Here is a 19,262-nt window from a genome sequence, read left to right on the forward strand (position 1 = left end):
CGGCGGATCCTGCATAAAGTGGTATTTTACGCTCCTTTGAGAAATTTTTGGTGGCGCAGGCCGGCTCGACCTGAACCCCGATCAATCGCATGCTAGTTATTCTATTCAGAGTCCTGTCAGTCTTTCCATTACATAGTTTGCATGCCCTCGGCGCCGCGCTGGGCTGGCTGGTCTACCTGTTGTCGCCCTCGTATCGCCGCCGTCTCGACGCCAACCTGGCGCAGGCCGGCTTCAGCGCCTACCGCCGCGCCGCCGTTGCCGAGGCCGGCAAGGCCATCGTCGAACTCGCCTTCGTCTGGTGCGGCAAACCGGAGCGGGTTGCCCGTCATGCCACTGTTGAAAACTGGGACATGGTGCAGCGCGTGCTCGACGCCGGGCGCGGGATTGTCTTCCTCACGCCACACCTGGGTTGTTTCGAGATGACGGCGCAGCAAATTGCGCTGCATACCGCGCTGACCGTCATGTACCGTCCGCCGCGCAAGAGTGCGCTCAAACCCCTGGTCGAAGGTGCCCGTGCACGCCATAACCTGCACCTGGCACCGGCTACCCTGTCGGGCGTGCGCATCCTGGCGAAGACCCTGAAGGGCGGCCAGCCGATCGGCTTGCTGCCGGACCAGGTGCCGCAGGAAGGCGAAGGGGTGTGGGCGCCGTGGTTCGGCCGCAGCGCCTACACGATGACACTGCCTGCGAAGCTGGCACAACTGGGACGCGCCGACATCCTGCTGGTCTATGCCGAACGCCTGCCGCGCGGACGCGGCTACACGGTGCGCTTCGTGCCGTTCGAGGGCGACCTGGGCGGGAATGCCGCCGAGCAGGCGGCCAGCATCAACCGCGCCATGGAGCAACTGATCGCACGTTGCCCTGCCCAGTATTTCTGGAGCTATAACCGCTATAAACAACCCGACGGCGTGGCCGCGCCCCAGGCCGAGGCCGTCGCATGAGGGTCCTGATCGCTTTCTTGTGGCTGCTGCATTGGCTCCCATTACCTGTGCTCGGGCGTTTTGGCGAAGCCGTCGGCAGCCTGATGTTCCTGGTACTGGGTAAACGCCGCCATATTGCCCTTACCAATTTGCGCCTGTGCATGCCGGAACTGGGGAAAGAGGAACGGCGCCGGATTGCGCGCGACCATTTCCGCGGCTACTCGCGCAGTATTTTCGAGCGTTCGATCCTGTGGTGGGCGCCGGAAGCGCGGGTGCGCAAGCTGATCCACGTCGAGGGAAGCGTGCCGCAAGCCGAGATGGAAGCGGGACCGACCATCCTGCTGTGCCCGCACTTCGTCTGCCTGGACGTGGCCGGTGTTGCCGCGCGCGTCATTCCTGTCTGCAGCATGTACGTGCCGCAAAAGAATGCCGCCTTCGACAAATTGCTGCGCCACGGGCGCGAGCGCTATGGTCCGGTACGCCTGGTGACGCGCAAGGAAGGCATCAAGCCGATCCTGCGTGCCCTGCGCGACGGCCTGCCCTACTTCATGCTGCCGGACATGGATTTCGGCGAAAAGGATGCCGAGTTCGTGCCCTTCTTCGGCGTGCCTGCCGCGACCCTGACGGCGCTCGGCCGCATCGCCGGCACGACTGGCGCCAAGGTGATTCCGGTGATCGCCACCTTCCTGCCGAACTACGGGGGCTGGCGCGTGCGCTTCTATCCTGCATGGGACAACTATCCAGGCGACGACATGATCGCGGCAACGCGGCGCATGAACGCCTTCATCGAAGAGCGCGTGCGCGAAGCCCCCGCCGAATACTTCTGGACGCATAAACGCTTCAAGACCCGGCCGCCCGGCGAGCCTTCGCTGTACGACTGACGATTTTTAATTATGAAACTCAAGTTCACCAAGATGCATGGCGCCGGCAACGATTTCGTCGTCATTGACGCCATCCACCAGGCCATCGATTTCAGTACCGAACAATGGCGCCGGCTGGGCGACCGCCGCTTCGGTATCGGCGCTGACCAGATCCTGGTCGTCGAGCGCCCGACCGAAACGGGTTGCGATTTCCGCTACCGCATCTTCAATAGCGATGGCGGTGAAGTCGAGCAATGCGGCAATGGCTCGCGCGCATTCGTTCGCTTCGTTATCGACAAAGGCTTGACCGACAAGCGCAGCATCCGTGTCCAGACCATGGCCGGCATCATCGAACCGCGCCTGGAAGAGGACGGCAGCGTCACGGTCGACATGGGCGCGCCGACACTGGATCCAGAGCGCGTGCCTTTCGACAGCGCCGGACTGAGCAGCCAATCCCAGAACCGCGAGACCCTGTGGCCCCTGCAGTTGCCTCTTGAAGGCGGCGGCGCGACGGTGCTGGTATCGGTCGTATCGATGGGCAACCCACACGCCGTCCAGGTAGTCGATGACGTCGAGACGGCCCCCGTTGCCGCAACCGGACCGCTGATCGAGCGGCATCCACGTTTTCCGAAACGCGTGAATGCGGGCTTCATGCAGGTGATTGATCGGAGCCACGTCAAGCTGCGCGTGTATGAACGCGGGGCGGGTGAAACCCTGGCCTGCGGCACGGGCGCCTGCGCCGCTGTCGTTGCCGGCATCCGGCGCGGCCTGCTCGATTCGCCGGTGCGCGTGTCCGCGCGTGGCGGCGAATTGTCGATAGCCTGGGCGGGCGAAGGCGAGTCGGTGTACCTGAGCGGTCCGGCAGTCACCGTATTCGAAGGCGAGATCGAGCTCTAGGCGCAGCCGCCTCTGATCGACCCGGCCAAAGGCGTAAGGGGACGCTGCTATCCTCAGGCAGCGATTCCGTACGCGCTGCCGCCCCCTCCGGTGCACCAGGCAGGCGCCCCGCCGCCGGCCGATGCCGCCTCGTCCCCGCGGCAACATCGGCGACCAGTGTACGCAAACGATACAAGCGCTGGCGGTAATTTCCTTCCGGCCCGCCTGGCCCGCAATCGACATCGTCGAACAGGCGCACGATGCGGTCGAGTGCCTGGCGCTCCTGGGCCGTTTCCACCATGACCAGCCGACGTTTGCTGCGTCCATAACTGGCGCGGATATCGATCACAAGGCAATGTCCCTGGTCGGCGGCCGGGACATCGAGCAGCAGGGTTTCCGCACGCGTCAGCCCGAACAGCGCGGCCAGTTCGAGCCGAGCCGCCAGCAGCGGATGGGCCGACAGGTCGACGCCGCAAGCGAGCAAGGCACCGGTTTCGGTATGCAGGGCGTCATCGGGACGTGGCGCAATCCTGCGCAGCGCCGACTGTGCCTCGGCATCGCCCTGTGCGGCAGCTTGCTGCAGCCAGAATACGGCGCGTACATCGTTGTTCTCGTTCTCGCGGCGGGCACGCCAGGCGTTGTTGCCGCACTCGAGCTGCGCGACCCGGTAACCCATTTCGGCAGCCCGCTCGAGGTAACGCTGGGCGTCTGCCACGTTACGTTGCGAAAACTCGGGTTTCAGATAGATACGCGACAGGGCGTACCAGGCGTCGGCCAGGCCTTGTTCGCCCGCCAGCAGCAGCCAGCGAATCGCCTTCTTGAAATTGGCGGCCCCGCTGCTGCCCTGCACCCGGGTGCCGTCGACCTGCATGCGCGCGTACCAGAGCCCCAAGGCAAGCTGTGCATGGCGGTCGTGCTCGGCCGCTGCGAGTTCCCAGAAAGCAAATACTTCGGCGGCGTCGGCGGGTGCCGCGACTGGTGCCGATGCCGCGGCAGGCCCCGCATCCACGGCGGGATCGCTCAACAGGCGTGCCGTACGCGACAGCAACTGGACCTCGGCCGGTGCCAGACGCTGCGTACGCCGTGTTGCCGCTCCGATCAGGCCGCGTGCCAGCGGCAAGGCGCGCTCGAGGTAATCGCCCCAGGCGCCGGCCTGCCAGCTTTGTTCCAATATGGCGAACTGGGCTTCGGCGAGGCCGTTGTCGGCGGCGCGGCGCAGCCGGGGCTGGGCTTCCGGGCGTGCCGGCGCAGCAGCCGGGACGATCGGCGCAGCGGTTGCCGGCGCTTGCAGTGGCGGCGGGGGCCGCGCGGCCGTTTCGGCCAGTATTCGGGTCCGGACGGCCATGCGCACCCGCAGCATTTGGAAGCACGCCCGAGCCGGACGAGGCTGCTGCCGGCTGGCGTGCAAGTAGCCATTGGGCCTCGGCGAAACCGGCTTGCGCCGCGTCTTCGAGGGCGCGCAAGGCCTTCGCGCGCGCAGTCTCGGAAACGGCCGCGCCGTCTTCCAGCAGCAGCTGGGCCAGCACCAGGCCGGCGCGCACGTTGCCGGTATCGTAGGCACGCTCGTACCGGGGCGACAAGGGCGCGCCGTGCGCTCGGGCCAGTTCGAGCGGGATATGGCTGCCGATCAATTCGCACGACTCGGCGGAGCCCCGGCGCGCTGCGCGGTCGAGCCAGTGCAGCGCGGTTGGCAGGCTGCGCGGCAGGCCGGCGCTGCCGAACAGATAGCGCTTGCCAAGCTCGAGTTGGGCGTCGGCGCGGCCGTTGCGGGCGCCACGGATGATCGCCAGTTCTTCACGATTAGCCATTGTTGGGTCTTGTCTGTCGGTGGGCGGACGTGGCGCGGGCGACGATGGGCGAGTTCGTTGGCAAGTTTGGCAGGCAGCGACGGGCAGGCTGTCGCAGTCAAACTTGCTAATATACAAGAACTCAAAAAATCGCGCCCGCACCGCAGGGTTCGAGGAAAGTCTAAGCCAGCACTAGGGGCCCTAGCTTCCGAACAGCCCGATGATTGATATCGAACAAGAGCTCTGAAACGGAACGGAACTCGTGCACGCTGCAGTGCACAAGCACAGCCGCCTGACAGGCGGTCTCGACGTTTCGAAAATACAACAGCACGATTGGTTAAATTGGCTTTCCACCAACTCACGCAGTCATAATTAACCAATCCGGCAATCTTGACGCATTAAGCAATTAAGGTTCACTCATCCGAGTGTTCAGCAAACTACAAAGTCTCAATGCTCCTGGATTCCGATTCATCTCATAAGGATACAAATAAATGAAAAAATCTTTGATGGCAGTCGCTCTCATCGGCGCATTCGCCGGCGTTGCCCAGGCTCAGACCTCTGTCCAGATCTACGGCAATATCGACGCAGGCGTGACCAAGCAAAGCGGCCAGACGCTGTCGATCGGCAAGCGCGCTTCGAACACCCTGGGCTTCAAAGGTACCGAAGAGCTGGGCACCGGCCTGAAAGCGCTGTTCCAACTGGAAATCCGTTACGAGCCGGACACCGGCACCAACGAAACCGGCCGTGGCCCTGGCGGCGTTGCCGTCCAGCGTCCGCTGTTCCAGGGCCAGAGCCGCGTCGGCCTGCAGGGTGATTTCGGTATGGTCCGCATCGGTCGCGGCCTGACCCCGTACCAGGAAACCATCGGCGCCTTCGAGCCGTTCCACTCGCTGCCGTTCCAGGGCGGTTTCTACACCGACCTGGCTGTCGCAGGCTACAACTCGGCTCCGCTGGATCCACAGGGCTACTCGAACAACCGCTGGTCGAACGCCTTCTGGTACAACACCCCGGTCGTCAGCGGCTTCCAGCTGAACGCGGCCATCGCCACCAAGGAAACCAACGGCGGTTCGGTCCAGGGCCGCAACGCCACTGGCACGCCGGCGCAATACCCGGTCGGCGCGCAAGCAACCGCCAACCCGTTCTCGGTCTCGGCCACCTACAACAACGGTCCTGCGGCCGTCATGCTGGGCTACGAGCGCAACGCCGTCGAAACGAAGGTCATGTCGATCGGTGCCTCGTTCATGGCAACTCCGGAACTGAAGCTGACCGCACTGGCTTCGCGTCAAGACCAGGAAAACATCGTCCTGACCAACCCGAAGACCAAGGCATGGGTGCTGGGCGCCAACTACGCGCTGGGCCCAGGCAAGGTGCTCGCCGGTTACGGCCAGAAAGATCCGGACGGCCAGGTCAAGACCAAGCAGATGTCGCTGGGCTACGAATACAGCCTGTCGAAGCGTACCTACCTGTACGTCGATGCATCGCGCAAGAAAGCAGCAACCAGCGTCAACTACTACGACCTGGGCGTGAACCACTCGTTCTAAGCTGATGCGGGCCCTGGCCTGCACCGCAGGCGATAGATAAAAAAGGGCGGATACCGGTAAGGGCATCCGCCCTTTTTTCGTCCGTATGTTGTTTTTGTGCCACTCCGATGCCGTCAGAGCACTTGCCATGTATACAGTGCCCAGCGTCAATGGCATATTGGCAAGACGGATCTACCTAGCTTCCGAAGATCAACAATAGTGGAGATGTAATGAATAAATGTTTGCTCGCCGGCCTGATCGGCACCTGCTTCGCCCTCCCGGCCATGGCCGAAACCAGTGTCCAGATCTACGGTATTCTCGATGCCGGCGTGCTGGCGCAAAAGGGTGGCCCGACCAAGATCGTCAGCGGCGGCGCCGACGGTTCGCGTCTGGGCTTCAAGGGTAGCGAAGACATTGGCAACGGCTACAAGGCGATCTTCAACCTGGAAGCACGCGTCGAAGTCGACACCGGCACCCAGCAACCGACCCTGGTCAACGACAATCCAGGCCTGTACCTGGTGCGCGGCCTGGAAGCGCTCAATGCCTTCAGCCCGGCTATCGCCCCAGCCCTGCGCGCCAACCTGAATGCCCCGGGCCAGGTCGCCGTCAACCGCGAACGCGCGCTGTTCGACCGTACCGCGATGGTCGGCCTGGTGACCCCGGTCGGCGCAGTGCTGCTGGGCCGCATGTACACCCCTGGCTACGAAGTGTTCGCCGCTGCCGATGCCTTCGAATCGGGCATGACCGGCACCTGGGGCCACGTCACCGGCGGCACCGCTGGCTTTACCGCACTGGGCGCGGACATCCGCTCGCAGGAAGCAATCCAGTACCGCATCGCCCTGCCATCGGGCCTGGGCGGCTCGCTGATGTACGGTGCACGCGGTTCGGGCTACCTCGGCCGTTACAACAAGTTCCGCGCGGGCGCCGTCACCTACAAGGCAAACGGCTTCGATGTCGGCATCGGCTATAACCACGGCTACGACCAGCAGAACCGTCCAAGCCTGCGCACCACCACCGTCGGTGGTTCGTACACCTGGAACGACTTCAAGTTCTTCGCCGGCTTCCACAGCCAGCGTAACTCGAACTCGGTCCTGATCGCCGATTACCTGGCTGCCTGGGACACCTCGATCGCGCCAGCGCTGGCCGCGGCACCGGCACCGGTTCGTACCCTTGCGCGCAACACCTTCGAAGGCGTCATGCGCAACAACACGATCCAGGATGCGAACAGCTACCAGCTCGGCATGCACTACAAGATCGGCAGCGGCCGCATCATGGGTTCGTACTCGCACCAGAACGACCGTACCGCGTCGAACAGCGACGCCGACATGTTCGCACTGGGCTACGACCACTTCCTGTCGAAGCGCACCGACGTGTACGTCTCGGCATCGGTCATCAAGAACGACAACCTGGCCCAGTACTCGCCAGGCATCTCGGGCGCTCCAGGTGGTTTCACCCGTGCAGCGGGTGAAGACGGCCGCGCCCTGCTGGTCGGCATTCGTCACCGCTTCTAAGCGATGGGACGGCGCGAGCGCCGTCGTAGCCGCGTGAGTTGCATGCAAGGGCGCCCTCGGGCGCCCTTTTTCTATCCGCCGCCCGCCTCCCCGCTCGGGTAAAATTGCGCTCACCCAAATTTATGCAAGCCACTCCCATGACCGTTTCCCTGGACTCCGCCGCCGTCGCCCAATTCCTGGCGGACAACCCGTCCTTTTTCGAAGAACACGCCGGCCTGCTGGGCGAAGTCAAGCTGTCGAGCCCGTTGACCGGGAAGGCCGTGTCGCTGCAGGAACGGCAAATGGAAGTCATGCGCGCCAAGTACCATGCGCTCGAGTTGCGCATGACCGAACTGATGCGGGTCGCCAGCGAAAACAACGCCATCCTCGACCGTTTCCACGCCTGGCACCTGGCCCTGCTGAAGTCGCGCGGCGGTGCCGCCATTGCGCGCGACCTGGTCGATGGCCTGGTCGAACACTTCGGCGTGCCGCAGGCCACGCTGCGCCTGTGGCATCTCGCCCCCGACTACGCAGGCGAGCCCTTCGCCGCGGACGTCGGCGAGGATGCGCGCCTGTTCGCCGCCGGGCTGCGCGCGCCATATTGCGGACCAAACAAGGATTTCGAGGCGGTGCGCTGGCTCGATGACGCGGAAAACGTGCGCTCGACCGTCCTGCTGCCGCTGGTGGCCGGGGATGGCCAGACCTTCGGCTTGCTGGTGCTCGGCTCGCCCGATGCGGAGCGCTTCAGCCCGGCGATGGCCACCGATTTCTGGTCCAGCTCGGCCAGAGTGCCAGCGCCGCGCTCGCTTCACTGCGCGGCTGATGCCATGGACACGGCGCGCGCGGATTGGGCCGGACGCTACCTGAGCGAACTGGCAACCCAGCGCCAGCTGTCCGCGCACACGATCGCCGCCTACCGGCGCGACCTGGCCGAACTGGCGCGTCTTGCCGGCCATGAAGACTGGCCGACGCTGACCCATGCCGACATGCGCCGCTTCGCCGCCCGCCTGCACGCCGAGGGCCACCAGCCACGCTCGATCGCGCGCAAGCTGTCCGGCTGGCGAGGCTTCTATGGCTGGCTGTCGCGCCATGTCAGCCTTGCAGCCAATCCGGTCGAAGGCGTGCGCGCTCCGCGCCGCGCCAGGACCCTGCCCAAGGCGCTGGCGGTCGACGCCGCCGTCCAGCTGCTGGAAGCGAACCGCCATGGCCACCCCGAACCTGCCGAACTGTGCGACCGCGCGATGTTCGAGCTGCTCTATTCGAGCGGCTTGCGGGTGTCCGAACTGGCGGGACTCGATCTCGTGTACACGCATGCCGATGGCGCCGTCTCGCTCGGCTGGCTCGACCTGGAGCAAGGTGAAGTCGTGGTCACCGGCAAGGGCAACAAGATGCGCCGCGTTCCTGTCGGCGGTCCGGCACGGGAAGCGCTGGTAGCCTGGCTGGCAGTGCGGCCGGGAGCGAAAGACGGCAGTGCCGCCCTGTTCCTGTCGAACCGCGGCACCCGCATCACGCCGCGCGTGGTGCAGCAGCGCCTGAAACAGCATGCGATCAAGGCAGGCGCGTCCGTGCACGTGCACCCGCACGTGCTGCGCCACTCGTTCGCTTCGCACCTGCTGCAATCCTCGGGCGACCTGCGCGCCGTGCAGGAACTGCTGGGCCACGCCAGCATCACCTCCACCCAGGTGTATACGGCGCTCGACTTCCAGCACCTGGCGGCCGTATATGACCGAGCTCATCCGCGAGCGAAAGCGAAGTAAGCAAGTCTTCGCCTGAGCTGGCGCAAAGGCCGGTACGGTTGATGGTGGCAGATTGCAAATTACGGCATAATCCTCCGATTCTCCATGCCCCACCGGGCGGAACCGAATCGCACACCACATGTCACCGATCCCTACCACCATCCTGACGGGCTTTCTCGGCGCCGGCAAGACCACCCTCCTCAACCGCATCCTGCGCGAGGAACACGGCCTGCGCATCGCCGTCATCGAAAACGAGTTCGGCCAGGAAAACATCGACAACGAAATCCTGGTGCAGGACAGCGGCGAGCAGATCGTCGAAATGAACAATGGCTGCATCTGCTGCACCGTGCGCGGCGACCTGATCGTGGCGCTGACGCACCTGGCGCAGAAGCGCGCAGCCGGCGAGATCGCTTTCGACCGCGTCGTCATCGAAACGACGGGTCTTGCCAATCCGGGGCCGGTGGCGCAAACCTTCTTCGTCGACGAGGAAGTGGGCGCCCACTACATGCTCGACGCGGTGGTCACCGTGGTCGACGCCCGTCACGCGATGGACCAGCTCGACCGCCACGAGGAAGCCCAGCGGCAGGTCGGCTTTGCCGACAAGATCCTGCTGTCGAAGCTGGACCTGGTCGATGCCGCCGCCATTGACGCGTTGAAGGAGCGGCTGGTGCGCATCAACCCGCGTGCGCCGATCTCGACTTCCGACTTCGGCCGCGCGCCACTGACCGATGTGCTCGACCTGCGTGGCTTCAACCTGAACGACAAGCTCGAACTCGACCCCGACTTCCTGCGCGCGGACGAGCACGATCACGATCACGGCGAGCATGACCATTGCGGCCACGACCACGCGCATGGCGAAGCCTGCGGCCACGACCACGCTCACGACCACGCTCACGATCACCATCGCGCCCACCATAGCGACGACATCGCCGCCTTTGTCTATAAAGCGCAGCGGCCGTTCGACCCCGAGCGTCTCGATCAATTCCTGGGCAGCATGGTGCAGGCCTTCGGTCCCAGCATGCTGCGCTACAAGGGCGTGCTGTGGATGGACGGGGCGGAACGCAAGGTGGTGTTCCAGGGCGTGCATCAAATCATGGGCAGCGACCTGGGGGCAAAGTGGGACGCGGCCGAAGCCCGCGGCAGCAAAATGGTCTTTATTGGTAAAAATTTACCAAAAGACGTATTTATCCGCGGACTGGAACAATGTTTGGTATAAACTATCCCGGTTTCACGGTAGCCACCGCGCCCCACGGGACGCGACAGGTACCGGCGATTGACCGCTGTCGGCCCGGCAGCGAGACGGCAGGAAGGCCTGGACCGTCATGGCAGCAGCTGAGGCGCACCCTTGGCATTTGGGTGGTGCGGCTGAGCTAGCTGATAAAATGAAAACCTCTGTCGTATCGAAGGTAAGTGAAGTCATGACTAAAACAACGAAATCCAATACCGCCGCGCAGGCCGAAGAACGCCTCCTGACGGAGGACGAAATTCGGGCGATGGGCGAAGACGACTACATGAACCCGGCCCAGCTCGCGTTCTTCAAGGACCGCCTGCAGCAGCTCGAAAAGGAACTGCTGAAGAACGCCGGCGAGACCACCGAGCACCTGCGCGAAACCGTGCTCGTTCCCGACCCGGCCGACCGCGCCACCATCGAGGAAGAACACGCCCTCGAGCTGCGCACCCGCGACCGCGAGCGCAAGCTGCTGAAAAAAGTGCAGCAATCGCTGGCCGCCATCGAAGCGGGCGACTACGGCTGGTGCGAGGAAACCGGCGAACCGATCGGCATTCCGCGCCTGATCGCCCGCCCGACCGCTACCCTGTCGCTGGAAGCCCAGCAGCGCCGCGAGCTGAAGCAGAAGCTGTACGGCGACTGATTCCGCACCGGCACATGCCCCGCGGTATCCCGCAAACCAGAAAAGCATGCGCGTGACGCATGCTTTTTTGTTGGAGGCAGCCATTCGATTATGCATATGCTCGGCGAGAAACTTTCCCATGGGATACACTGGCGTCCGCCCGCACAGGCTTTGCGCGGGCGCACGTGTGCGCAGGACGCCGCGGGCGCGTCCGTGCTACCGTCATGGATGAGCGTCTCGTAGCGACTGCGCCTGAGAAGACGGAAACGACGTGGGCATATTTTCCTTCCTGAAGAAAAAAACCGACGAGCCGGATGCACCGGAGGCGTCGACACGTCCTGACGAAGCGGAACGCTCGGGCAAATCGTCGCGCCGGCCGAACGAGGCCGAGCGCGAACGCCAGCGCGAAATCGCGCGCGTCACCGCCGCCAAGATCGATGCGATCGAACTGGCCATGACCACCGACCTGCTCGACGACACTGGCTGGGGCAACACCCGCCGTGCGCCGGCAGCCGCCGCCACCACGCTCGACGAAGGCGGCGAAACCCTGCTGGTCAGCCCGCACGACCAGCCCGACGCCGCCGCCATGCCGGCCAGCACGCCGCTGGTCGAGGAGAGCGCCATCCTGTATGCCAACGGCCAGGCAGTTCTTGCTGAACAGATGTTGCGCGACAGTTTGAGCGACCTTGGCCGCAGCGAGCGGCTGCCCCGGTGGATGCTGTTCGACCTGTACCAGCTGCAGGGCCGCGAGGCGGACTTCGAGAGCATTGCCATCGACTACGCCAGCCATTTCGAAACCTCGCCGCCGACCTACACCGAGCGGCTGCCGCGCGCCGCCTCGGGCACGAAAACAGCACAGCGGAGCGGCGCCGCGGCGGCGCCGGGCGTGTCGCAGGTCGCACGCTTCAGCGGCCTGCTCGACGCCGGCGCCAGCGTACGCCTGCAGGCGCTGCCGGCGGCCGCCGGCGCGCCCGTGCGCCTCGACTTCGGCGCGGTGACCGGCGCCGATGCCGCCGGCTGCGCAGCGCTGCTGGCCACCCTGCAAAGCCTGCGCGCAGCCAAGCGCGAAGTCGTGCTGGCCGGCGCCGACACCCTGCTCGCGGTATTGCGCCCGATGCTGGCGATCGGCGAGCGCAGCACTGGCGAAGCGCCCTGGCTGCTGCTGCTCGAACTGTTGCTGCTGCTTGGCCGCGAAAAGGATTTCGAGGAAACGGCGATGGATTATTGCGTCACCTTCGAAGTCTCGCCGCCCTCGTTCGAAGCGTCGGCGGCGCACACGACCAGCGTGGTACCGACGGCCGCTGGCGATGGTGCCGCGGCTGCGGCCGCAGGTTCGCCAGCAGGAGCGTCTACCCTTGCCGCCCCCACCGCCGAGCAGCGTTTCGTGCTGCCAGTCGACATCGACGGCGACATCGCCCCTCTGCTGGCCGCCCTGGAAGCCCATGCCGCGACCGATCCTTCGCAGCCGCTGGTTCTCGACTGCGGGCGCGTGGCACGCATCGGCTTCGGTGCCGCCGGTTCCCTGCATGCCGGACTGCGCCGTCTGGCAGTCGACGATCGCCGCATCGAACTGCGCGAACTGAACCACCTGGTCGCGGCGCTGCTGCGCCTGCTGAACTACAACGACTGCGCGCGCCTGTACGCGCACAAGTACTAGCCAAACTGCACGGTCCCGGCGCGCTCGCCCGGCAACGCCTGGCATACCGCCGGGTAAGGCACCGGCAGCCGGGCTCGCGCCTGGCGGCGGCGCCCGTAACTCATCCTGTCTTGCAATTTCATACAACACCCCCACTTGCGGGGGGCTAGTTAATCATGAGGCAGATATGGAACAATTTCACGGCACCACCATTGTGAGCGTACGCCGCGGCGAGAAGGTCGCCTTGGGCGGAGACGGCCAGGTCACACTGGGCAACGTCGTCATGAAGGGCTCGGCGCGCAAGGTGCGCAAGCTCTACCAGGGCAAGGTCCTGTGCGGCTTCGCCGGCGCCACCGCCGACGCGTTTACCCTGCTCGACCGCTTCGAGGCGAAACTGGAAAAACACCAGGGCAACCTGCTGCGTTCCTCGGTGGAGCTGGCCAAGGACTGGCGTACCGACCGCATGCTGCGCAAACTCGAGGCCATGCTGCTGGTGGCCGACAAGGAAAGCACCCTGATCATCACCGGCAATGGCGACGTGCTCGAGCCCGAGGACGGCATCGGCGCGATCGGCTCGGGCGGCATCTATGCCCAGTCGGCCGCCAAGGCCTTGCAGGAAAACACGGACCTGCCCCCTGCCGAGGTCGTCAAGAAGGCACTCACCATCGCAGGCGAGCTGTGCATCTACACGAACCTGTCCCACATCATCGAAACGCTGGACTGACCGGCGCGCACACCATGAACATGACTCCCCTCGAAATTGTCTCGGAACTGGACAAGCACGTCGTTGGCCAGGGCAAGGCCAAGCGCGCCGTCGCCATCGCCCTGCGCAACCGCTGGCGCCGCCAGCAGGTGGCCGAACCGCTGCGCCACGAGATCACGCCGAAAAACATCCTCATGATCGGCCCGACCGGTGTCGGCAAGACGGAAATCGCGCGGCGCCTGGCGAAACTCGCCGACGCTCCCTTCATCAAGATCGAGGCGACCAAGTTCACCGAGGTCGGCTATGTCGGCCGCGATGTCGACACCATCATCCGCGACCTGATCGACATCGGCGTGAAGCAGACGCGCGCGAGCGAAATGAAGAAGGTGCGCCAGCATGCCGAGGACGCGGCCGAAGACCGCATCATCGACATCCTGGTGCCGCCGGCACGCGACTTCGGCTTCAATGTCAGCGCCGCGGCGGAAGCGAAAGAAGGCGACAGCACGCGCCAGACCTTCCGCAAGCGCCTGCGCGAAGGTTCGCTCGACGACCGCGAGGTCGAGATCGAAGTGCTTGACGCCCCGCCGCAGATGGAAATCATGGCCCCGCCCGGCATGGAAGAAATGACGGAACAGATCAAGTCGATGTTCGCCGGCGTCGGCGGCGCGCGCAAGAAGGCGCGCAAGATGAAGATCAAGGATGCAATGAAGGTGCTGGCCGAGGAAGAAGCGGCGCGCCTCATCAATGAAGACGAGATGAAGCAGAAGGCGATCCACAACGTCGAGAACAACGGCATCGTGTTCCTCGACGAGATCGACAAGATCGCCTCGCGCTCGGAGCACGGCAGCGCCGACGTCTCGCGCGCGGGCGTGCAGCGCGACCTGCTGCCGCTGGTCGAAGGCACCACCGTAAACACGAAGTACGGCATGATCAAGACCGACCACATCCTGTTCATCGCCTCGGGCGCGTTTCACCTGGCTAAACCGTCGGACCTGATTCCCGAACTGCAGGGCCGCTTCCCGATCCGGGTCGAGCTCGAGTCGCTGTCGATCGACGATTTCAAACGCATCCTGACCAGTACCGATGCCTGCCTGACGACGCAGTACGAGGCCCTGCTGGCGACCGAAGACGTGCAGTTGACCTTCTCCGAGGACGGCATCCACCGCCTGGCCGAGATCGCCTTTGCCGTGAACGAGCGCACCGAGAATATCGGCGCACGGCGCCTCTACACGGTGATGGAAAAGCTGCTCGAAGAGATCTCGTTCACGGCAAGCGATACTCAGGACAAGGCGATCACGATCGACGGGGCCTATGTCAATGAGCGACTCGACGTGCTGTCGGCGAACGAGGACCTGTCGCGCTACGTGTTGTAAGGCGCGGCCCGGCATCCCAAGGAGAAAGGTATGGCAAACAAGGCACTCGCCAGGCAGCAAAAGATGATGCTGCGTGTTCAACCGCCTCAACAGCTGAGTAAACCACGCAACCCGCTGGCGGCGTTGGCCAAGGCCCGGTCTGCCGGTCCGCACGCCAAGCCGCTTTCGACCGAACGGCAGGCTGCCAAGCGCCAGCTCAAGAAGGCGCCGCTGGTGCCCGAAGACGACTGATCCCACGGGGCGGCCCCGGCCGCCCTTCCCTACCCGGGCAGCAGCACCTTGCCCGTCTCCCCATTCGCCTGTACATTGGCAGCGCATTGTTGCCACAAGTACAGGAAACCCATGAGCTCGCCCGAGCAGATCATCGACGTGCTGCGCGCCGAACTGCGCGCCGCCAATCTCACCTATAAAACCCTGGCCGAGCGCATCGACATGAGCGAGTCGAGCGTCAAGCGCCTGTTCGGCCAGAAGGACATGCCGCTGTCGCGCCTGGCACAGATCTGCCAGGCGGCAGGAATCGCTTTTGACGACGTGTTGCGCCGCGCGGCTGACGTCCGGCCCCAGACCGATGCGTTGACCCTGCCCCAGGAAACATCGCTCGTTGCCAAGCCCCGCCTGTTGCTGGTGGCGATCTGCTGCCTCGGTTACTGGAGCCTGGAACAGATTGTCGAGACCTATCGCCTGAGCGAAGCCGAGTGCATCGGCTGCCTGGCCGAGCTCGACCGGCTCGGCGTGATCGAACTGCGTCCGCTGAACCGCTATACGCTGCGCGTGTCGAACGCCTTCCACTGGCTGCCGGACGGACCGGTGCAGCATTATTTTCGCGAGCACATCGTGCCCGATTATTTTACCGGCCGCTTCGACGGGCCCGGCGAGACCTTGATGTGTTTGCCGGCGCGGCTGTCGCCGGCCAGCGCGGCCGAGCTGCAGCAGAAGATCGTCCAGCTCACCGCCGAACTGACGCGCCTGCATCGCCATGACCGGCGCTTGCCGCCCGAAGAGCGCGAGGGCATGACCTTGTTGGTGGGATTCCGTTCACGGGAGTTTGCGGCGTTCACGGCCTTGCGCCGCTGAACGCCGCCGGCCGCGGCGAGAAGATAAGGCTTACTGCGACACCGGCTGGTCGCTCACCGGGCTGCCGATCGAACGGGTCGGCGGCGGCATCTGCGGCTGGTTCGGTGGCGGTGGGGCTGCACGTCCGACGGCGGGCCTTCGGGCGGCGGTTCCCCGGCCTTGCGGCACCACCGGATTGACTTCACCCGGCGGCGGGGCCGGCTGGACGGCGCCGGGCGACGTTTGCGGTTCGGTGGTCGGCAGCGCGCCGGCCGGCGCCACGGTCGGGCGTCCCATCTGTGGCGGCATCGGCGCCGGCGCGGCGGGCGTGGCCTGCATCGGCATCGCCGCGGCGCCGCCCGAGAGCGCAATGGCGGGACGGGTATCGGCTACCAGGTCGACGCGGCGCATCACGCCGCCTTCGGACAGCATCACGTAGCGCGGGTGGACTTCGCTGACGCTGATGCCCGGCGCCAGTTCGCGCCCGACCTTCAGGGCTTTCGGCGGCTGGCCCTCGGCCACCGGGATGGCGACGCTGTCGCGTCCGGCGGCGACAATGCCGGTCAACTGGTAGTTGCTGGCGACCGCCGTCACCGCCTGGCCGCCGAACAGGGTAGCGGCCGCGTCAGGTGAAGGATCCGGCAGGCTGGCCATCGGCACCGGCGCCATGTCGTGCTTCTGGTGCGTGTAGAGCTGCATGACCCAGTAGGTGGCCGACACCACCAGGAAGATCATGGCAAGCAGGGTCAAAAGGAGAGGCAAACGCTTCATCGTGTTCCTTGTTAGCGCACCAGCTGGTTGATTTCAATGATCGGCATCAGCACCGCCAGCACGATCAGCAGCACGACCAGGCCCATCGCCAGGATCAGGACCGGTTCGAGCAGGCCGGCAATGGTCAGCGTGCGCCGCTCGAGGTCGGCCTGCTGGGAATTGGCCGCGCGCTCGAGCATGGCCGGCAGTTCGCCGGTGATTTCGCCGGCGCGGATCATGTGGACCAGCATCGGCGGGAAATGTTTTTGCGCGGACAGGGCACGCGCCAGGCTGACGCCTTCGCGCACGCTGCCGGTTGCCTGTTCGACCAGTTCGCGCATGGCGACGTTCGACAGGGTATCGCGGCTGGTGTCGAGCGCGCGCAGGATCGGCACGCCCGAGCCGGTGGTGATGGCCAGCGTGCTGGCGAAACGCGCCGTGTTCAGGCTGCGCTCGAACTTGCCGTAGACGGGCGCGTTCAGCAGCCAGGTATGCCAGCGCCGCTTGAGTACCGGGTTCTGCAGGGCCCGGCGCCAGGCAAACCAGGCGGCAATCAGGATGGCGCCCAGCAGCAGGCCCCAGTCCTTGAGGAAGTCCGATATGGCCAGCATCATGACGGTCAGCAGCGGCAGCTTCTGCTTGGTGTTGGCGAACACCGAAACGATTTGCGGCACCACGTAGGTGAGCAGGAAGATCACGATCGCGAAAGCCACCACGGTGACGATCGCCGGATAGGTAAACGCCAGCCGCACTTTCTGCACCAGCGAGTTGCGCCGTTCGATATAGTCCGCCAGGCGCGACAGCACGCGCGCCAGCTGGCCGATCTGTTCGCCGGACGAGACCAGGCCGCGGTAGATCTGGTCGAAGTCGCGCGGATGGTGCGAGAGCGCGTCGGAGAACGAGATACCGCCCATGACTTCCGAGCGGATCGAGGCGATCAGGTCGCGCACATAGGGGCGCTCGGCCTGTTCCAGCAGCGCCGTGAACGCCTGCTCGAGCGGCAGGCCCGCTTCCAGCAGGCTGGCCAGCTGGCGGGTGAACAGCGCCAGCTCGACTGTCGAGAGGCGCTCGCCGAAGCCGCGCGCGCGGGTGGCGCCGCTGGCGTCGACCTGGGCGGCAATGGCCTCGACATTGAGCGGCGTGAGGCCCTGCACGCGCAGGTCGGCGCGCGCGGCGCGCGGGCTGTCGGCGTTGACCACGCCCTTGCGCGTGGCGCCGCCCGTATCGACGGCTTCGTAGCGAAATGCCGGCACTTAGTGAGTCCTCACTTATTGGTTCCCATCGCTCAGTCCTTGGTCACGCGCAAGAGTTCCGCGCGCGTGGTGGTGCCGTCGAGCAGCCAGCGTTCGCCATCCTCGCGCATGGTCTTCATGCCGCTCTTCTGGGCCGCCTCGCGGATTTCCGCCTCGGATGCCTGGTTGTGGATCTGGGCGCGGATGTGTTCGTTTGTTTCGAGCAGCTCGTAGACACCGACGCGGCCGTGGTAGCCGGTATGGCCGCAACGCTCGCAGCCGACCGCATGCCATTCCTTGCCGTCGCTCTTTTTACATTGCGAGCAGAGTTTGCGCACGAGGCGCTGCGCCATCACACCCAGCAGCGAGGACGACAGCAGGAAGGGTTCGATCCCCATGTCGAGCAGGCGGGTAACGGCGGCAGCGGCATCGTTGGTGTGCAGGGTCGCCAGCACCAGGTGGCCGGTGAGCGAGGCCTGTACGGCGATCTGCGCCGTTTCCAGGTCGCGGATCTCGCCGATCATGATGACGTCCGGATCCTGGCGCAGGATGGCGCGCAGGGCTTTCGCGAAGGTCATGTCGATACGCGCGTTCACCTGCGTCTGGCCGACGCCGTTCAGGTCGTATTCGATCGGGTCTTCCACCGTCATGATGTTGGTGGTCGAGGCGTTCAGGCGCGACAGCGCGGCGTACAGGGTCGTCGTCTTGCCGGAGCCGGTCGGCCCGGTGACGAGCACGATGCCGTGCGGCTGGTTGATCAATTTGTCGAATTGTGGCAGCAGCGTCGGGGCCATGCCCAGGTGCGACAGGTCGAGGCGCCCGGCTTCCTTGTCGAGCAGACGCAGCACGGCGCGTTCGCCGTGGCCGGTCGGCAAAGTGGAGACGCGCACGTCGACCGGTTTGCCGCCCACGCGCAGGGTGATGCGGCCATCCTGCGGCAGGCGTTTTTCCGCGATGTCGAGCTGCGACATGATCTTGATACGGGAAATGAGCGAGGCGTGGATGCCCTTCCTCGGGCGCACGATGTCGCGCAGCGCGCCGTCGATGCGGAAACGCACGACCGAGGTTTGCTCGAACGGTTCGATGTGGATGTCCGAGGCCCCTTCGCGCAGCGACTGCGTGAGCAGGGCGTTGATCATGCGGATCACCGGCGCATCGTCGGAGGATTCGAGCAGGTCTTCGATGGCCGGCACGTCCTGCAGCAGGCGCGTCAGGTCGAGCTCGGCATCGAATTCGTCGGCGACCTGGTTGGCGTCGCCGCCGGCCGACGCGTAGGCGGCGGCGATCGCATCGTCGAGCTCGCCGCGGTCGAGGCGGCGCAACTGGATGCGCCCAAAGCGGCGCGACACCTCGGCGATGACCGCCGGCGGCGTTGCGCTGGAGACCAGCACTTCGACGCTTTGCGCCGGGTCGTCGCCGGCGCGCGCCAGCACCCCATGGTCGCGGGCGAAAGCGTAAGGCAACAGGTTCGTCATG

At 65.2% G+C, this 19,262-nt stretch carries 17 protein-coding genes and 1 pseudogene; 14 read left to right on the forward strand and 4 right to left on the reverse strand.

Annotated elements, in window-relative coordinates:
* Positions 1 to 89 precede the first annotated feature (89 nt).
* The 3 genes from G4G31_RS02740 to dapF are packed head-to-tail and all read left to right on the forward strand — an operon-like array spanning position 90 to position 2,677.
* Entirely contained in the window at positions 90 to 941 is an 852-nt protein-coding gene (locus G4G31_RS02740) for a lysophospholipid acyltransferase family protein (protein WP_182990194.1), read from the forward strand.
* Positions 938 to 1,801: a lipid A biosynthesis acyltransferase gene (locus G4G31_RS02745; RefSeq protein ID WP_182990195.1), complete on the forward strand. Its 864-nt coding sequence runs from the start codon at positions 938 to 940 to the stop codon at positions 1,799 to 1,801. Before G4G31_RS02740 ends, G4G31_RS02745 begins: the two co-directional genes overlap by 4 nt.
* 12 nt (positions 1,802 to 1,813) lie before the next feature.
* The gene (dapF, locus tag G4G31_RS02750; protein ID WP_182990196.1) at positions 1,814 to 2,677 is read left to right on the forward strand and encodes a diaminopimelate epimerase; all 864 of its coding nucleotides are present in this window, start codon (positions 1,814 to 1,816) and stop codon (positions 2,675 to 2,677) included.
* On the opposite strand, the gene G4G31_RS02755 is transcribed toward dapF, so the two are convergent.
* Positions 2,646 to 4,001 (reverse strand): tetratricopeptide repeat protein, encoded by a 1,356-nt coding sequence (locus G4G31_RS02755; RefSeq protein WP_182990197.1) that lies wholly within the window; start codon positions 3,999 to 4,001, stop codon positions 2,646 to 2,648. The two genes, dapF and G4G31_RS02755, sit on opposite strands and share 32 nt — an antisense overlap.
* A gap of 933 nt (positions 4,002 to 4,934) precedes the next feature.
* Between G4G31_RS02755 and G4G31_RS02760 the strand changes: the two genes are divergently transcribed.
* The 11 genes and pseudogenes from G4G31_RS02760 (at position 4,935) to G4G31_RS02805 (ending at position 15,825) form a co-directional block, all read left to right on the forward strand.
* A complete protein-coding gene (locus G4G31_RS02760; RefSeq protein ID WP_182990198.1) occupies positions 4,935 to 5,984 on the forward strand; it encodes a porin in 1,050 nt (349 codons plus the stop codon).
* Positions 5,985 to 6,193: 209 nt separating this feature from the next.
* The gene (locus tag G4G31_RS02765) at positions 6,194 to 7,474 is read left to right on the forward strand and encodes a porin (protein WP_182990199.1); all 1,281 of its coding nucleotides are present in this window, start codon (positions 6,194 to 6,196) and stop codon (positions 7,472 to 7,474) included.
* Between the two features lie 137 nt (positions 7,475 to 7,611).
* Positions 7,612 to 8,184 (forward strand): annotated as a pseudogene (locus tag G4G31_RS25010) (DUF484 family protein); the annotation flags it as partial.
* A 96-nt stretch (positions 8,185 to 8,280) separates the two neighbouring features.
* A complete protein-coding gene (xerC, locus tag G4G31_RS25015; protein WP_183107888.1) occupies positions 8,281 to 9,210 on the forward strand; it encodes a tyrosine recombinase XerC in 930 nt (309 codons plus the stop codon).
* A gap of 118 nt (positions 9,211 to 9,328) precedes the next feature.
* Positions 9,329 to 10,405 (forward strand): GTP-binding protein, encoded by a 1,077-nt coding sequence (locus tag G4G31_RS02775; protein WP_182990201.1) that lies wholly within the window; start codon positions 9,329 to 9,331, stop codon positions 10,403 to 10,405.
* A gap of 202 nt (positions 10,406 to 10,607) precedes the next feature.
* Entirely contained in the window at positions 10,608 to 11,060 is a 453-nt protein-coding gene (gene dksA, locus G4G31_RS02780) for an RNA polymerase-binding protein DksA (protein WP_182990202.1), read from the forward strand.
* 250 nt (positions 11,061 to 11,310) lie between these two features.
* Complete coding sequence (locus G4G31_RS02785) at positions 11,311 to 12,696, forward strand: STAS domain-containing protein (protein ID WP_182990203.1); 1,386 nt, start codon at positions 11,311 to 11,313, stop codon at positions 12,694 to 12,696.
* 166 nt (positions 12,697 to 12,862) lie between these two features.
* A complete protein-coding gene (gene hslV, locus G4G31_RS02790; RefSeq protein WP_182990204.1) occupies positions 12,863 to 13,399 on the forward strand; it encodes an ATP-dependent protease subunit HslV in 537 nt (178 codons plus the stop codon).
* A gap of 14 nt (positions 13,400 to 13,413) precedes the next feature.
* Positions 13,414 to 14,751: an ATP-dependent protease ATPase subunit HslU gene (hslU, locus tag G4G31_RS02795; protein ID WP_182990205.1), complete on the forward strand. Its 1,338-nt coding sequence runs from the start codon at positions 13,414 to 13,416 to the stop codon at positions 14,749 to 14,751.
* A 30-nt stretch (positions 14,752 to 14,781) separates the two neighbouring features.
* Positions 14,782 to 14,982: a hypothetical protein gene (locus tag G4G31_RS02800; protein WP_182990206.1), complete on the forward strand. Its 201-nt coding sequence runs from the start codon at positions 14,782 to 14,784 to the stop codon at positions 14,980 to 14,982.
* 111 nt (positions 14,983 to 15,093) lie between these two features.
* Entirely contained in the window at positions 15,094 to 15,825 is a 732-nt protein-coding gene (locus tag G4G31_RS02805; protein WP_182990207.1) for a helix-turn-helix domain-containing protein, read from the forward strand.
* A 30-nt stretch (positions 15,826 to 15,855) separates the two neighbouring features.
* Here the strand turns inward: G4G31_RS02805 and G4G31_RS02810 are convergent, their stop codons facing one another.
* From G4G31_RS02810 to gspE, 3 genes are read right to left on the reverse strand one after another with little or no spacing between them, the layout of a single operon-like run.
* On the reverse strand, positions 15,856 to 16,575 hold the full coding sequence (locus tag G4G31_RS02810; RefSeq protein WP_182990208.1) for a hypothetical protein: 720 nt from the start codon (positions 16,573 to 16,575) through the stop codon (positions 15,856 to 15,858).
* A gap of 11 nt (positions 16,576 to 16,586) precedes the next feature.
* Complete coding sequence (gene gspF, locus G4G31_RS02815; RefSeq protein ID WP_182990209.1) at positions 16,587 to 17,807, reverse strand: type II secretion system inner membrane protein GspF; 1,221 nt, start codon at positions 17,805 to 17,807, stop codon at positions 16,587 to 16,589.
* 32 nt (positions 17,808 to 17,839) lie between these two features.
* Complete coding sequence (gspE, locus tag G4G31_RS02820) at positions 17,840 to 19,261, reverse strand: type II secretion system ATPase GspE (protein WP_229425302.1); 1,422 nt, start codon at positions 19,259 to 19,261, stop codon at positions 17,840 to 17,842.
* Position 19,262 lies beyond the last annotated feature (1 nt).

The organism is Massilia sp. Se16.2.3 (assembly GCF_014171595.1).
Lineage (GTDB): Bacteria > Pseudomonadota > Gammaproteobacteria > Burkholderiales > Burkholderiaceae_D > Telluria.

Excerpts from the sequence above, each read along its gene's own strand:
- G4G31_RS02740 (WP_182990194.1), top strand. The coding sequence starts at position 90 with ATGCTAGTTATTCTATTCAGAGTCCTGTCAGTCTTTCCATTACATAGT.
- G4G31_RS02745 (WP_182990195.1), top strand. The coding sequence starts at position 938 with ATGAGGGTCCTGATCGCTTTCTTGTGGCTGCTGCATTGGCTCCCATTA.
- dapF (WP_182990196.1), top strand. The coding sequence starts at position 1,814 with ATGAAACTCAAGTTCACCAAGATGCATGGCGCCGGCAACGATTTCGTC.
- G4G31_RS02755 (WP_182990197.1), bottom strand. The coding sequence starts at position 4,001 with ATGGCCGTCCGGACCCGAATACTGGCCGAAACGGCCGCGCGGCCCCCG.
- G4G31_RS02760 (WP_182990198.1), top strand. The coding sequence starts at position 4,935 with ATGAAAAAATCTTTGATGGCAGTCGCTCTCATCGGCGCATTCGCCGGC.
- G4G31_RS02765 (WP_182990199.1), top strand. The coding sequence starts at position 6,194 with ATGAATAAATGTTTGCTCGCCGGCCTGATCGGCACCTGCTTCGCCCTC.
- xerC (WP_183107888.1), top strand. The coding sequence starts at position 8,281 with ATGGACACGGCGCGCGCGGATTGGGCCGGACGCTACCTGAGCGAACTG.
- G4G31_RS02775 (WP_182990201.1), top strand. The coding sequence starts at position 9,329 with ATGTCACCGATCCCTACCACCATCCTGACGGGCTTTCTCGGCGCCGGC.
- dksA (WP_182990202.1), top strand. The coding sequence starts at position 10,608 with ATGACTAAAACAACGAAATCCAATACCGCCGCGCAGGCCGAAGAACGC.
- hslV (WP_182990204.1), top strand. The coding sequence starts at position 12,863 with ATGGAACAATTTCACGGCACCACCATTGTGAGCGTACGCCGCGGCGAG.
- hslU (WP_182990205.1), top strand. The coding sequence starts at position 13,414 with ATGAACATGACTCCCCTCGAAATTGTCTCGGAACTGGACAAGCACGTC.
- G4G31_RS02800 (WP_182990206.1), top strand. The coding sequence starts at position 14,782 with ATGGCAAACAAGGCACTCGCCAGGCAGCAAAAGATGATGCTGCGTGTT.
- G4G31_RS02805 (WP_182990207.1), top strand. The coding sequence starts at position 15,094 with ATGAGCTCGCCCGAGCAGATCATCGACGTGCTGCGCGCCGAACTGCGC.
- G4G31_RS02810 (WP_182990208.1), bottom strand. The coding sequence starts at position 16,575 with ATGAAGCGTTTGCCTCTCCTTTTGACCCTGCTTGCCATGATCTTCCTG.
- gspE (WP_229425302.1), bottom strand. The coding sequence starts at position 19,261 with ATGACGAACCTGTTGCCTTACGCTTTCGCCCGCGACCATGGGGTGCTG.